Annotated in this window: 8 protein-coding genes; 4 read left to right on the top strand and 4 right to left on the bottom strand. The window is 59.8% G+C overall.

Annotation, left to right across the window (positions count from 1 at the left end; translation table 11 throughout):
• Positions 1–8: 8 nt before the first annotated feature.
• Entirely contained in the window at positions 9–2,300 is a 2,292-nt protein-coding gene (locus HB633_RS28250; RefSeq protein WP_213781469.1) for an ATP-dependent DNA helicase, read from the bottom strand.
• 109 nt (positions 2,301–2,409) lie between these two features.
• On the opposite strand from HB633_RS28250, the gene HB633_RS28245 reads away from it, so the two are divergent.
• The 4 genes from HB633_RS28245 to HB633_RS28230 all read left to right on the top strand — a co-directional run bounded on the left by HB633_RS28245 (position 2,410) and on the right by HB633_RS28230 (position 9,662).
• On the top strand, positions 2,410–2,955 hold the full coding sequence (locus HB633_RS28245) for a DUF4142 domain-containing protein (RefSeq protein WP_213781468.1): 546 nt from the start codon (positions 2,410–2,412) through the stop codon (positions 2,953–2,955).
• A gap of 34 nt (positions 2,956–2,989) precedes the next feature.
• Positions 2,990–3,283, top strand: a complete 294-nt coding sequence (locus tag HB633_RS28240; protein WP_213781467.1) for a hypothetical protein — start codon at positions 2,990–2,992, stop codon at positions 3,281–3,283.
• A gap of 85 nt (positions 3,284–3,368) precedes the next feature.
• Positions 3,369–5,153: a thiamine pyrophosphate-requiring protein gene (locus HB633_RS28235; protein WP_213781466.1), complete on the top strand. Its 1,785-nt coding sequence runs from the start codon at positions 3,369–3,371 to the stop codon at positions 5,151–5,153.
• A 294-nt stretch (positions 5,154–5,447) separates the two neighbouring features.
• Entirely contained in the window at positions 5,448–9,662 is a 4,215-nt protein-coding gene (locus tag HB633_RS28230; RefSeq protein ID WP_346730384.1) for a CheR family methyltransferase, read from the top strand.
• An 8-nt stretch (positions 9,663–9,670) separates the two neighbouring features.
• Here the strand turns inward: HB633_RS28230 and HB633_RS28225 are convergent, their stop codons facing one another.
• The 3 genes from HB633_RS28225 to HB633_RS28215 form a co-directional block, all read right to left on the bottom strand.
• Positions 9,671–10,090 (bottom strand): cytochrome c, encoded by a 420-nt coding sequence (locus HB633_RS28225; RefSeq protein WP_346730383.1) that lies wholly within the window; start codon positions 10,088–10,090, stop codon positions 9,671–9,673.
• 179 nt (positions 10,091–10,269) lie between these two features.
• Positions 10,270–11,373 carry an acetate/propionate family kinase gene (locus HB633_RS28220; RefSeq protein ID WP_213781465.1) on the bottom strand — a complete coding sequence of 368 codons (1,104 nt, stop codon included), beginning with the start codon at positions 11,371–11,373 and terminating at the stop codon, positions 10,270–10,272.
• Positions 11,374–11,377: 4 nt separating this feature from the next.
• Positions 11,378–13,765, bottom strand: coding sequence for a phosphoketolase family protein (locus HB633_RS28215; protein WP_213781464.1), 2,388 nt, complete (start codon positions 13,763–13,765; stop codon positions 11,378–11,380).
• Between the last annotated feature and the right edge of the window lie 115 nt (positions 13,766–13,880).

Here is a 13,880-nt window from a genome sequence, read left to right as displayed (position 1 = left end):
TGACACACTCAGAGCAATACGGGTGCCCGAGGCCTGCTCACATGGCGCACGATTTCCACTTCCCACCACGCCGGGAACAACCGGCGTACTTCGGGGCGGGCAAAGCGGTCGTCGATGAGATAAAGCACGCCACGATCCTGTTGTCCCCGGATCACCCGGCCGGCCGCCTGAACCACTTTTTGCAAGCCGGGAAACAGATACGTGTAGTCGTATCCTGCGCCGAAATCGCGGTCCATGTGCGCTTTCATGTGCTGGTTGACCGGATTGAGTTGCGGCAATCCGAGCGTAGCTATAAACGCACCAATCAAGCGTTTACCCGCGAGATCGATACCCTCTCCGAAAGAGCCGCCGAGCACGGCGAAACCGATGCCGCTGCTCGATTCAGTGAAGCGAGCGAGAAATGCGCGCTGATCGGCTTCGCTCATCGAACGCGTTTGCTGCCAGACCGGGATGTCAGGAAACTCGCAGCGCAACGCGTTTGCCACTTGATCCAGGTATTCGAAGCTGCTGAAAAAGCTGAGGTAGTTACCGGGCATACGCCGATACTGCGTCGCGATGAGCTCGACGAGCTGCGACACCGATTGCTCGCGATCGCGATAACGCGTGGACACGTTCGCCACCACGCGGACCTTTAGTTGTTCCGCGTGGAACGGCGAAGCGACATCGACGTCCATGCACGTCTCAGGCAGGCCGAGCATATCTCGATAAAAATGCGCAGGCGCGAGCGTGGCAGAGAATAGCGCGACCGAATGCGCCCGCGCGAAACGCGCCTTGAGGTGCGGCGCGGGCACGCGGTTGCGCAAGCAGAGCACGCTTTGCTGACGCGGGCGCGAAAGGGTGATATCGAAGACGGAATGCGTGTCGAAGCGTTCTGCGATGCGCACGAAATGCATGGCATCGAAGTAGAAACGCAGCGTGTCGCGATCAAGCGCGGCCGGCTGTTCGCCGATGAACTCCGTGACGATCGCAATCATGTTTTCCAGTGTTTCCAGCAACCGCGCGGGCAACGTTTCCTGCACGGCGTACTCGACGGTTTGCTGGCTTGCGAGCGTTCTCCACGCACGGCCGATCTTGTCGAAAGCGCGCTTGAGCGGTGCCGGGGCGGTGCGGCGAACGTTGCGAAAACGCGTTTCGTCGAGCGTGGCGGAATACATTGCGCGCGCGCGTTCCACCAGGTTGTGCGCTTCGTCGACGAGCACGCTCACGCGCCATTCCTTCGACTCGGCGAGCGCGAAGAGCATTGCGCTGGTATCGAAGTAATAGTTGTAGTCGCCGACGATCACATCGCTCCAGCGCGCAAGTTCCTGGCTCAGGTAATACGGGCACACCGCATGCCCGAGCGCGATCGTGCGCAATGCATGTCGATCGAGCTGTGCAACGTTCAACGCGGCAGCGCGCGCTGACGGAAGCCGATCGTAGAAGCCTCGCGCAAGCGGACAAGACTCACCGTGACAGGCTTTGTCGGGATGCTCGCAAGCTTTGTCTCGCGCAACCAGTTCGAGCACGCGCAGCGGGGTTTCGCGGCGCAACGTGTTGAGCGCATCGAGCGCGAGTTGGCGGCCGGAGCTCTTGGCGGTAAGGAAAAAGATCTTGTCGAGTTGCTTTGCGGGCCATGCCTTCAGCAAGGGAAACAGACTGCCAAGCGTCTTGCCTATACCCGTCGGTGCCTGCGCCGTTACGCAGCGCTCATGCATGGCGGCGCGATAAATCGAGGCCGCCAGCTCGCGTTGCCCGGTACGAAAGGATGCGTGCGGGAAACCCATTACGCCCAGCGCCGTGTTGCGCCGCGCGGCGTGTTCGAGTTCTTGATGTGCCCAAGTCAGAAAGCGCGAACACTGCAGTTCGAAATGCTCACGCAGCGCTTCTGCGGATTGCGTTTCTGTGAATACCGTTTCTTTCTCGCTGGCGATATCGAAGTAAACCAGCGCGATGCTGATCTCACGCAACGCCATTTTCTTGCAGCACAGCCATCCATAAATGCGCGCCTGCGCCCAGTGTAAATGGCGATGATTCTCTGGAATGGCATCCAGTTTCCCGCGATACGTCTTGATCTCCTCGACCTGGTTCAGGACAGGGTCGTAACCGTCCGCGCGACCGCGCACGTACAGCGCGCCGAAAGTGTCGGAGAGCGTGATTTCGGCTTGGTAACGGTCGTGGCGGCGGCCGGCGACGATCTTGTGCCCGGCCATGCCTTGCCGAGCAGTAGGCGATGGCGTAAAGCGCAGATCGAGATCGCCTTGCTTTGCAGTGAACTCGCAAAGCGCGCGGACCGCGACGTCGTAGCTGGGTTGCTCGGGCATTTTTACTGTATGGATGTACAGTAAATATTAGCACGCCCGAGTCGTTTGGGTACGAGGGTTGCTGTGGTCTCTATACGAAGTCAATCAATTTCGATCTACGGAGAACTGAATGAAGACCACGACTCTTTCCACATTGCTCGCCGCTTGCCTGATCACAAGCGCCCCGCTGGTACATGCACAGACGGAAGCCGCGTCCACGACGACGGCAAACCCGCTTTCCGATACCGACAAGGCCTTTGTGCAAGCGGCGTCGATGTCCTCGTCCACGGAGATCGACGCGGGCAAGATCGCGATGACCCATTCCAGTGACAAGGACGTGAAGTCGTTCGCGCGTCACATGATGATGGATCACACGAAGCTCACCGTGCAGCTGAAGATGGCGGCGCCCAAGGGCGTGACGGTACCGAAGGACAATTCCGACACATCGATTCTGGACTCGCTCAAGCCACTTAAAGGCAAGGACTTTGATACGGCCTATATCAGCAAGGTTGGTGTCGAAGGACACAAGCAAGCAGTCGATGCGTTCCAGAAGGAAATTTCCGATGGACAGAATGCTGACCTGAAGAAGGCTGCTCAAAAGGCGCTGCCGACGATCCAGGACCACTACAAGATGGCGCAGGACCTTGCGACGAAGAAGGGTGTGTCGGCGCAGTAAGGCATCTGCTGATTGGAGCTCAAGGAGTGAACCGATGAAAGATGGAAAGCGAATTTTACTGGCGGGATTGTTTGCGGTTGTATCGACGGTTGCGTTGGCACAAAGCGGCGGCGCAGGCGGCAGCTCGGGTGGCGGAAATGGTAACGGCGGTACGGGTGGCGGCAATGCGCACAGCGCAGCAACTGCCGGCATGACAAGCGGTGGCGACCCTGCATCCGGGACGATGTCAAAGAACGGCACCTCGCACAAGAAGATGGCCCGCAAGTCCGCGACGGATACCACCAACATGCCGGGCGCGAATGCAAGCAGCGATACGAAAGGGCAGTAACCCATTGAAAATGGTTGAGTGAAAAAAGCGCGGCCTTGCAGTCGCGCTTTTTCACATGAACGCAGACAACGTGCAGGAGAATGCAATGGCGCAGACAGTAAGCGACTTTATCGTGGGAAGGCTTCATGCCTGGGGCGTGCGCAAGATGTTCGGATATCCCGGAGACGGCATCAATGGCGTTTTCGGCGCGATGCGCCGCGCGCCTGACATGATCGACTTCATTCAGGCGCGACACGAGGAAATGGCCGCGTTCATGGCATGTGCGCATGCCAAGTTCACGGGCGAACTCGGCGTATGCATCGCGACATCGGGACCGGGTGCATCGCACCTGATCACGGGTCTCTACGATGCACGCATGGATCACATGCCCGTACTCGCCATCGTCGGGCAACAGGCTCGCACTGCACTTGGCGGGCATTATCAACAGGAACTGGATCTATCGTCGATGTTCAAGGACGTCGCCGGATCATTCGTGCAACAGGCCACGGTGCCTTCTCAGGTGCGCCATCTCGTCGACCGCGCGGTGCGGATTGCGTTATCCGAGCGGCGCGTGACGGCGATCATCTTGCCGAACGACTTGCAGGAAATGCCTTATGAGGAACCGGAGCGGGCGCATGGGACGTTGCACTCGGGCGTCGGCTGGAGCGCACCCAAGGTGGTTCCGTATGCGGCGGATTTAGAGCGCGCGGCGGCCGTGCTCAACGAAGGGCGGCGTGTCGCCATCCTCGTGGGGGCAGGCGCGCTGAACGCGAGAGACGAACTGATTGCGGTTGCCGACAAGCTCGGTGCGGGCGTTGCGAAAGCGCTGCTCGGCAAGGCCGTCTTGCCCGATGACTTGCCTTGGGTTACAGGTTCCATCGGCCTGCTTGGAACGGAGCCGAGCTACAAGCTGATGACCGAATGCGATACGTTGTTGATGGTTGGTTCAGGTTTTCCTTACGCCGAATTCTTGCCCAAGGAGGGCCAAGCGCGCGGCGTCCAGATCGACTTGAAGGGCGACATGCTGAGCTTGCGATATCCAATGGATGTGAACCTGCAAGGTGACGCGGCCGAAACCCTGCGAGCGCTGCTGCCATTGCTCGAGCAGAAGACAACCGGCAGTTGGCGTGACCGCATCGTGCGATGGAACCGGAGCTGGCACGAGACCCTCCACGACCGCGCGATGCAAAGCGCCACACCGGTCAATCCGCAACGTGTAGCTGTCGAGTTGTCATCGCGTTTGCCGGACAACGCCATCGTCACGAGCGACTCAGGGTCGTGCGCGAACTGGTATGCACGCGACGTTCAGGTTAAAAGCGGCATGATGTGTTCGCTGTCGGGCGGTCTTGCATCCATGGGCGCAGCGGTTCCGTACGCGATTGCCGCGCGCTTTGCCTATCGCGACAGGCCCGTGGTCGCATTGGTCGGCGACGGCGCCATGCAGATGAACAACATGGCCGAGCTGATCACGCTGATGAAGTATTGGAAGCCCTCCGACGCCGCGTGGGTCTGCGTCGTTTTCAATAACGAGGATCTGAACCAGGTGACGTGGGAGCAGCGGGTGATGGAGGGCGACCCCAAGTTCGAAGCATCGCAGCAGATTCCCGACGTGCCGTACCACAAGTTTGCGGAACTCATCGGCATGAGGGGCGTTTACGTGGACGACCCGGAGCGCTTGGGCGGAGTATTCGATGAGGCCTTTGCTTCGGACCGGCCGGTTCTTGTTGAAGTGAAGACGGACCCGAACGTGCCGCCGCTGCCGCCGCATATCACGGTGAAACAGGCGAAGGCGTTTGCATCGACTTTGCTGCAAGGCGATCCGGAGCAAGTAAGCGTGATCATCGATACAGCCAAGCAGGTGCTGTCGAGCGTATTGCCTTCGAGGAGCTAGGTAAGCAGGCATGGTGTGCCGATTACCCGGATGCAATAAAGTGAGCGATAAGACGTTTTTGAGGGGATATTGTCCGAAGATGCCTCTACGTCAGATCTCTGGGCATCGGGCAGACGAGGACGGCCAATAGCACTCGCGTTGCGCGCTACTCGTGCAGTGAGTACTGTTTCAATCCGCATCAGGGTTAAAATTACGGATTGATCCGAAAACGGAAAACCCCGGCCAGCCAAGCGACCGCTGCCGGGGAAGCGGCGTCTGTCGACCATTGAAGCGTTATCAACCGAGGCCCACGGAGTGAGTGAGACATCAACATCAACGGTGCCCCCACGCAGCGATGGCGCTGGCCGCGAGATTGCGACCGGTGACGGCCCTGGAGACGCGCATCGTTCGAGTTCGCTGGGTTTTCCGGTTGTCGGCATAGGTGCGTCTGCAGGGGGCGTTCAGGCGCTCTTGCGCTTCTTCGAAAACGCACCGGCTGATATGGGCATGGCATTCGTCGTCGTGTTGCATTTGTCGGCCAAGCATGTGAGCAGCGCGGACAAGGTCCTGCAAAACGTGACCCGCATGCGGGTGAAACAAGTCAGTGGCCCGACGCCCATTGAAGCAAATCACGTCTACGTCATCGCGCCCGGCAAGAGCCTGACAATGACCGACGGTTACCTGAATGCACGCGATGTCGAGCCCAATACGGGACGCCCCGTCAGTATCGACAAGATGTTTCGCAGCCTCGCCGAGGCGCACGGCCAGTACGTCATGTGCATTGTCATGTCGGGCACCGGCAGCGACGGCGCGGTAGGCATCGCCACCGTGAAGGAACGCGGCGGCGTCACCCTTGCACAGGAACCGAACGACGCCGAATATGCGGAGATGCCGCAAAACGCCATCCAGACGGATCAGGTCGATCTGGTTCTGCCAGTCGTGGAAATGCCGCAACGCTTGCTGGATATCTGGAACAACGCGAAACGTATTGCACTGCCGGAAGTCGATCCCCCCGCGGCAAGCCCGAATGATCGAGCCGACCGGCGTGGGGAGGCGGAGGTCGCGCTGCAGGACATTCTGTCGACGTTGCGCTCGCGCACTGGTCACGATTTTCGCTTCTACAAGCGCGCGACCATGCTGCGCCGTATCGAGCGGCGCCTGCAGGTGAACAGCGTGCCGGACCTGCTCGCGTACCGCGATCTGTTGCGGGAGAACCCGCGGGAAACGGGCGCGTTGCTCAAGGACATGTTGATCGGCGTGACGAGTTTTTTCCGCGATCGGGAAGCCTTCGAATCAATCGAACGCGATGTCTTGCCCATGCTGTTCCACGGCAAGAACAACGGCGATCAGGTGAGGGCGTGGGTTGCGGGATGTTCGTCGGGAGAAGAAGCGTACTCGCTCGCCATGCTGCTGACCGAGCAGCGGGAACTGCTGCGTTCCACTGCCAACATCCAGGTGTTCGCGACCGATATAGATGAAAGCGCGGTCGCCCGTGCGCGCGCCGGCGTGTACCCGGAGTCGATCATGTCGGACGTGCCGCCGTCTTCGTTGCGGCAGTTCTTCGTCAAGACGGGTTCGCATTACGAAGTCGTGAAGAGCATCCGCGAGAAGATCCTGTTCGCCATGCACAACGTGCTGCGCGATCCGCCGTTTTCGCGGCTCGATATGGTCTCGTGCCGCAACTTGCTGATCTATCTCGATCGCGGCGTGCAGCATCAGGTTCTCGAGATGTTCCACTACGCGCTTTATCCCAACGGGTATCTGTTCCTTGGTAGCTCCGAGTCGGCCGACTCGGTGGAAGACCTGTTTACGGTCGTGGATAAAAAGAGCCGGGTGTACCGGGCGAAGGCAGCCAAGCTGCCGAACCGGCCCGCGCTGACGTCGCCCGCCATGTCGAATCAAAGTAGCTACACGAGTATCGAAGAAGAAGGGTATGCACTGATCCCAGGACGCCGCAACTTTTCGTTCAGCGCGCTTCACCAGCGCGTGCTGGAGCAATACGCGCCGCCGAGTGTGATCGTGAACCGCGATTCGAAAATCGTGCATATGTCCGATAACGCCGGCCGTTTCCTGCGCTACGTCGGCGGCGAGCCTTCGAGCAACCTGATTGCGGTGGTGCTGCCCGAATTGCGGCTCGATCTGCGCACGGCGCTGTTCCAGGCGGTGCAGACGGGCAACAGCGTGGAAGCGCGACGCGTGAAACTACAGCGTGACGGGCATTCGTCATTTGTGAACATGACGGTGCGCCCGTTTCATGACGCCGCCGCCGATGCCGATTTCATCCTCGTGCTGTTCGACGAGGTGCAGGAGGCGATGACAGAAAGCGCAGTGGCAGCTGAGCATGGCACGGGTCACGATACCGTGATGCAGCAACTCGAACAGGAATTGCACCTGAGCAAGGAGCAACTGCAGACGACTATCGAGCAATATGAAACGTCGACAGAAGAGCTGAAGGCGTCGAACGAAGAATTGCAGGCCATCAACGAAGAGTTGAGATCCGCAACGGAAGAACTCGAGACCAGCAAGGAAGAGCTGCAGTCGGTCAACGAAGAACTCATCACGGTCAACGCGGAACTGCAGGCGAAGATCGAGGAAACCGGCAAGGCCAACGACGACCTGCAGAACCTGATTACGTCCACGGACATTGCAACGGTCTTCGTTGATCGCGGGATGTGCATCAAGCGCTATACGCCAAGTGCTACCACGGTGTTCAACCTGATCGGTGCGGACGTGGGGCGTTCGCTTTTTGACATCACGCACAAGCTGAACTATCCCGAACTCGCCAATGACGTCAGCGCAACGTTCCAGTCGTTGAGGCTGATCGAACGGGAAGTGGCGACCAACGACGGCCGCTGGTTCCTCGCGCGCCTGCTTCCGTACCGGACGGCGGACGACCGTATCGATGGCGCGGTGTTGAGTCTCGTTGAAACCACCGCGCGCCGCCGTGCCGAAGCAAGCGTGCGCGCCGGTGAAGAACGCCTGCGGCTCGCCGCACAGACGACCAACGACTTCGCGATCATCGTGCAGGATCCGGACGGCCGTATTGTGAGCTGGAACGCCGGGGCCGAGCGCGTGTTCGGTTATTCGGAGCACGAGGCGGTGGGCCAGAATATCGACGTGATCTACACCTCCTCGGATAACGAGGAAGGCGTTGCGGCCCGCGAGCGCGAGATCGCTCAGCACGACGGCCGCGCGGATGACGAACGCTGGCACGTTGCGAAGGGCGGCCGCAAGGTGTACTGCAGCGGTGTGGTGACGCCGCTGAACGATCCTAAATTCACGGGCTACGCGAAGATCGTGCGCGACCTGACCGACCGCAAGTCGCAGGAGGACGCGCGCCAGATTCAACTTGCGGAAGAGCGCTCGGTACGCGCGCAGGCCGAGGCCGCGAACCGGCTGAAGGACGATTTCCTGGCTGTGCTGTCGCACGAGTTGAAGCATCCGCTCAACCTGATTCATGTGAAGGCGGAGATGTTGCCGCGGATTCCGGAGGCGCGCGGCGTGCCCGCCATCCAGATCGCAGCAGATGCGATTCAACGGGCGGTTCTGGGCCAGGCGAAGATCATCGACGACTTGCTGGATTTGTCGCGCGTGCGCACCGGCAAGCTCGCGCTGAATCTCGCGACGAGTGACGTTGCGCAGATGCTCGCGACCATTGCGAATGCCATCGAGACCGACGCGGCGTCGCGTGGCATAACGCTGTCATTCGATGGACTCGCCGTGCCGTTGTGGACCAAGGTCGATCCTGTACGCTTCGACCAGATCGTATGGAACCTGCTCTCCAACGCGCTGAAGTTCACGCCGCACGGCGGCTCGGTTTCCGTGCGTCTGACGCAGGAAAGCGACGAGTTGCGTATCGATGTCACCGATACCGGCCTGGGCATCGACGCGCCTTTGTTGCCGCATGTCTTCGAGATGTTCTCGCAAGGCGTCGAAGCGCGGCGCAGGACGGGCGGCGGCATGGGTATCGGGCTTGCGCTCGTCAAGCAACTCGTGGAGATGCACGCGGGCCGCGTGCTCGCGCATTCCGAAGGTGCGGGGCGCGGGACGATGATGAGTGTCTGGTTGCCGCTGGTCGATGACCGTCCGGAAAATGGCATGGAGCAGGAGCGCAACGGGTCGCTCTCCGGCGTGCGCGTGCTTGTGGTCGACGACGATCCGGAAACCGCCAGTGCATTCGCTGCGTTGCTGCAGCTCGAAGGCGCGGTGGTCGCAACCGCGCACAGCGGCAGCGAAGCATTCACGTACCTTGAACATGAACTCGTGGACCTCATGCTTTGCGACATCAGCATGCCCGGCGTGGACGGTTATGAACTCATCGATCAGGTTCGTGCAAACCCGCGTCTCGCGAGCTTGCCCGCGATTGCGCTGACGGGCTACACGAGCATTGCGGACGAAAATCGCGCCCGCGTGAAGGGGTTCGATCTTTCATTGGCGAAACCCGTATCGCTCGATGCGTTGATCGCCGCCGCCGAGCAAGTGCTTTTGTGGCGCGGCGCGCACGGCGGTGGCACGCATTCCAGGGGATAAAGCGAGCGCTATTTGTGGATGTCGTTGCGCAGCTGGATGACATCGCGCGTGGTGACCGGCGAAGCGCTGTTACCCCAGGTCGTGCGGATGAAGGTCAGTACTTGCGCGATCTCCGTGTTCGTCAACGTGCCCGCATACGCGGGCATGTTTTTGCGCGGCGGTCCTCGCTGGGTGTCGGGCGAGTTGCCGCCTTCGATCATCAGGCGAATCAGCGAAGTGGTATCGGTGCTCAGTACGGACGGATTGCCCGCGAGCTTCGGATACTTTTGCGGCATGCCTTGTGCCTGATCGCCGTGGCATTCCGCGCAATACGAGAGATAGATTCCCGCGCCCGACCGTTCGATGTGACCTGTACGCGTGGCCGCCACCGTCTGCTTCGCGCCGAGCGATTGAGGCACGTACGTGCCCGATGGTTTCTCGGGCGGCAAGCTCTTCAGCTAATGCGCGATGGCTGCCAGGTCATTGTCGTTCTTGTACTGCGTGCTGTCTTCCACGACCTGCACCATGCTGCCGAACGTGACGAGGCCTCCGCAATGAGACGTGACATCAATTGCTCCGGCTCGGTCGACACTGAATCGATCAAGCCATGAGCAATCCACGTACCCTACTAAATACTTTCAGTCAGAAGCGTGCGGCAATGACGCGCGATCTGCCTTTCTTCCTGTGTCTCGATCACATCGAATGGGATATCGAGGAAATCGAGACCTTCGCAGATGCGTTCGCGAATGGCGCCGGCATGTTCGCCGATACCCCCTGTGAACACGACGCGGTCGAGGCCGCCCATCAAAGCCGCGTATGCGCCGATCGTCTTGCGCACTGCCGTGCAAAAGACATCGATTGCAAGTTCAGCGTCCGCGTCGCTGCGTTGCAAAAGCGACTGCATGTCGTCGTTCGAATCGGAAAGACCCTTGAGGCCGCTGTCCTTGTTGATCAGATGTTCCAGCGCATCGGCGTCCATGCCGCCCGTTCGCATCAGATAGACGAAGACGCCGGGATCGAGATCGCCGGTACGCGTTGCCATTGGAATACCGCCGGTTGGCGTGAGGCCCATGGTGGTATCGATTGAACGGCCATTGTGGATCGCGCAAAGGCTTGCGCCGCTCCCCAGATGCGCGACCACGAGGCGTTCGGGAAGGTCGTCGCCGAGACTCGCCACGATCGATTCATACGATAAGCCATGAAAACCGTAGCGCACCACGCCTTCATCGGCATAGTGCTTCGGCAAGGCAAGATGCGTGGCACGGGCGGGCATCGTCTGGTGGAATGCGGTATCGAGGCAGGCGTAATGCGGGACGTCCTTGAAGATGTCCTGTGCCTGTTCGAGCAACGCGAGTGACTGTGGCAGATGCAGCGGCGCAAATTGCACAGCTTCGCGAAGGGTTTGCGTGACTTTGTCCGTGATCAGCGCATGCGTTCTCAAATGCGGTCCGCCATGCACGATTCGATGACCAACCGCGGCCAGCGGCTCTTCAAGATGCTCGTGCAAGGCGTCGGCCATACGCTGAAGCGCGTCATGCTGCGACTCCATTACATGGCTTTGCTGAACGTCTATTGATCCTTCCGAAGAACGCATGCTCAGCGATCCATCTTCACGACCAATGCCTTTCGCGCTCCCCGTCAGCCACGCTTTTTCGTCGCCGCTGTCCGGCGTAAACACGCCAAACTTGAGCGACGAGGATCCGCTGTTCAACACCAGAATGTCGTGTGCCATGGCGTCAGTTTTTCCACGCCCAGTTGCGGATCTCATCACGATCGATGCCTTCCGCATGCGCGTAGCCAATGCTCTCGTTGATCTGGTCCTTCAACCAGTTCTTCGTATGCGCGCCTGTATCGCGCAGACGTGGCACGCGATCGATTACATCGATACACAACGAGAAGCGGTCCACCTGATTGATGATCGCGAGTTCGAACGGCGTGTTGATGTTGCCGCGCTCACGGTATCCATGCACGTGCATGTTCTCGTGATTCGTGCGGTTGTACGTGAGCTTGTGAACCAGCGTCGGATACGAGTGGAAGTTGAAGATAACCGGCTTTTCGCGCGAGAAAATCGAATCGAAATCACGATCCGACAAGCCGTGCGGATGATCGGTATCGGGCATCAGACGGAAGATGTCGACCACATTGACGAAGCGGATCTTGAGGTCGGGGAAACGCTCTTTCAGGATTTCGACAGCGGCCAACGACTCCATGGTCGCGATGTCACCGGCGCACGCCATTACCACGTCGGGCTCGCTGTTCTGATCCGTCGACGCCCAGTCCCAGATGCCAATGCCCTTCGCGCAATGCGCGAGCGCCGCTTCCATGTCGAGATACTGCAAATGCGGCTGCTTGTCCGCGACGATCACATTTACGTAGTCACGCGAACGCAGGCAATGATCCATCACGCTCAGCAGGCAGTTCGCGTCGGGCGGCAAGTAGATGCGCACGACTTCGGGACTCTTGTTCGTGACGACATCGAGAAAACCCGGGTCCTGATGCGTAAAACCATTGTGATCCTGACGCCATACAAGAGATGTGATCAGCAGATTCACCGAAGGCACGGGCGCGCGCCAGTCGAGTTCCAGTTTTGCTTTTTCGAGCCACTTCGCATGCTGGTTGAACATGGAATCGATCACGTGCACGAACGCTTCGTAGGTCGCGAAGAGGCCGTGCCGTCCTGTCAATACGTAACCCTCGAACCATCCTTCGAGCGTGTGTTCGCTGAGCATTTCCATGACGCGGCCATCGGTCGACAAAGCGCCGCCGTCGCTGTCTTCAGGCTTGAATTCCGCAATCCAGCGCTTGCCCGATGCTTCATACACGCCATCGAGTTTGTTGCTCGCGGTTTCATCGGGGCCGAAGAGCTTGAACGAGTTCATGTTGCGCTTGATGACGTCGCGCAGCCACGTCGCAAGCACCGCGGTTGGCGATTGATACGTGCCGCCGGCGTCCTTGACCTTGTACGCGTAGTCGCGAATGTCCGGCAGATCCAACGAGCGGCGCAGACGTCCGCCATTCGCATGCGGATTCGCGCTGATACGACGTTCGCCCTTCGGCGCCATCTCGCGCAGCTCTTCAATCAATGTGCCGTGTTCATCGAAGAGTTCTTCCGGCTTGTAGCTGCGCATCCATGTTTCCACCACCTTCAGGCTTTTCGCGTTGGTCGCCGGGTCGAGCACGGGCACCTGGTGGGCACGCCAGAAATCCTCGACCTTGTGACCATCGACTTCCTTCGGACCGGTCCAGCCTTTAGGGGAACGCAGGACGATCATCGGCCAGCGCGGACGCGTGGTGTCGCCCGTTGAACGCGCGTGCGCCTGAATCGCGCGGATCTCGGCGATGCACGTCTCGAGTGTCTGCGCCATCAATTCATGCATGGCTGCGGGGTCCGAGCCTGACACGAAGTGCGGCTTGTAGCCGTAACCCGTCATCAGCGCTTCCAGCTCTTCCTGCGGGATGCGCGCGAGGATGGTCGGGTTCGCGATCTTGTAGCCGTTCAAGTGAAGGATTGGCAGGACCGCGCCGTCCTCGACAGGATTGAGAAATTTGTTTGAATGCCACGACGTGGCAAGCGGCCCCGTTTCGGCTTCACCGTCGCCGACCATCACGGCCACGATCAGGTCGGGGTTATCGAAAGCCGCGCCGAAGCCGTGCGAAAGGCTATACCCCAGCTCGCCGCCTTCGTGGATCGATCCCGGCGTTTCAGGCGTGCAGTGCGACCCGATTCCCCCCGGCGACGAAAACAGCCTGAACAGGCGCAGCATGCCGGTTTCATCGGCGCTGCGATCGGGATAGACCTCGGAGTAATAGCCTTCGAGATACGAGTTCGACAACGTTGCCGGCGCGCCATGACCCGGGCCCGAGACGAACATCACGTTCAGGTCTTCCTTGATGATCAGCCGGTTCAGGTGGACCCAGGTGAAGGACTGGCCGGGATCGGAGCCCCAGTGCCCGAGAAGGCGTCGCTTGATGTGTTCTGCTTTAAGCGGTTCGCGCAGAAGCGGATTGGCGCGCAGATAGATCATGCCCACCGACAAATAATTGCAGGCGCGCCAATATGCATCGATCTTGCGTAATTCGTCGGGGGAAAGGCGCGGGGAAGTGGAGGTTGCCTGTGTGTCCATGTCGTGTCCGTTGATATCCGTTGAAAGATGTTGCGGTGTCACTCTGGTTCGGCCGTCTTGCTTTGGCCGGGTCACTCATGCGGGTCGCTCGCGATCAGGCACTTGCGTATTGTGC

The sequence above is a fragment of the Caballeronia sp. dw_276 genome, assembly GCF_018449635.1.
In the GTDB taxonomy this organism is placed as follows: domain Bacteria; phylum Pseudomonadota; class Gammaproteobacteria; order Burkholderiales; family Burkholderiaceae; genus Caballeronia.
Note: the sequence above shows the minus strand (reverse complement) of the source record. Positions and strands in the feature narration are given on the sequence as shown.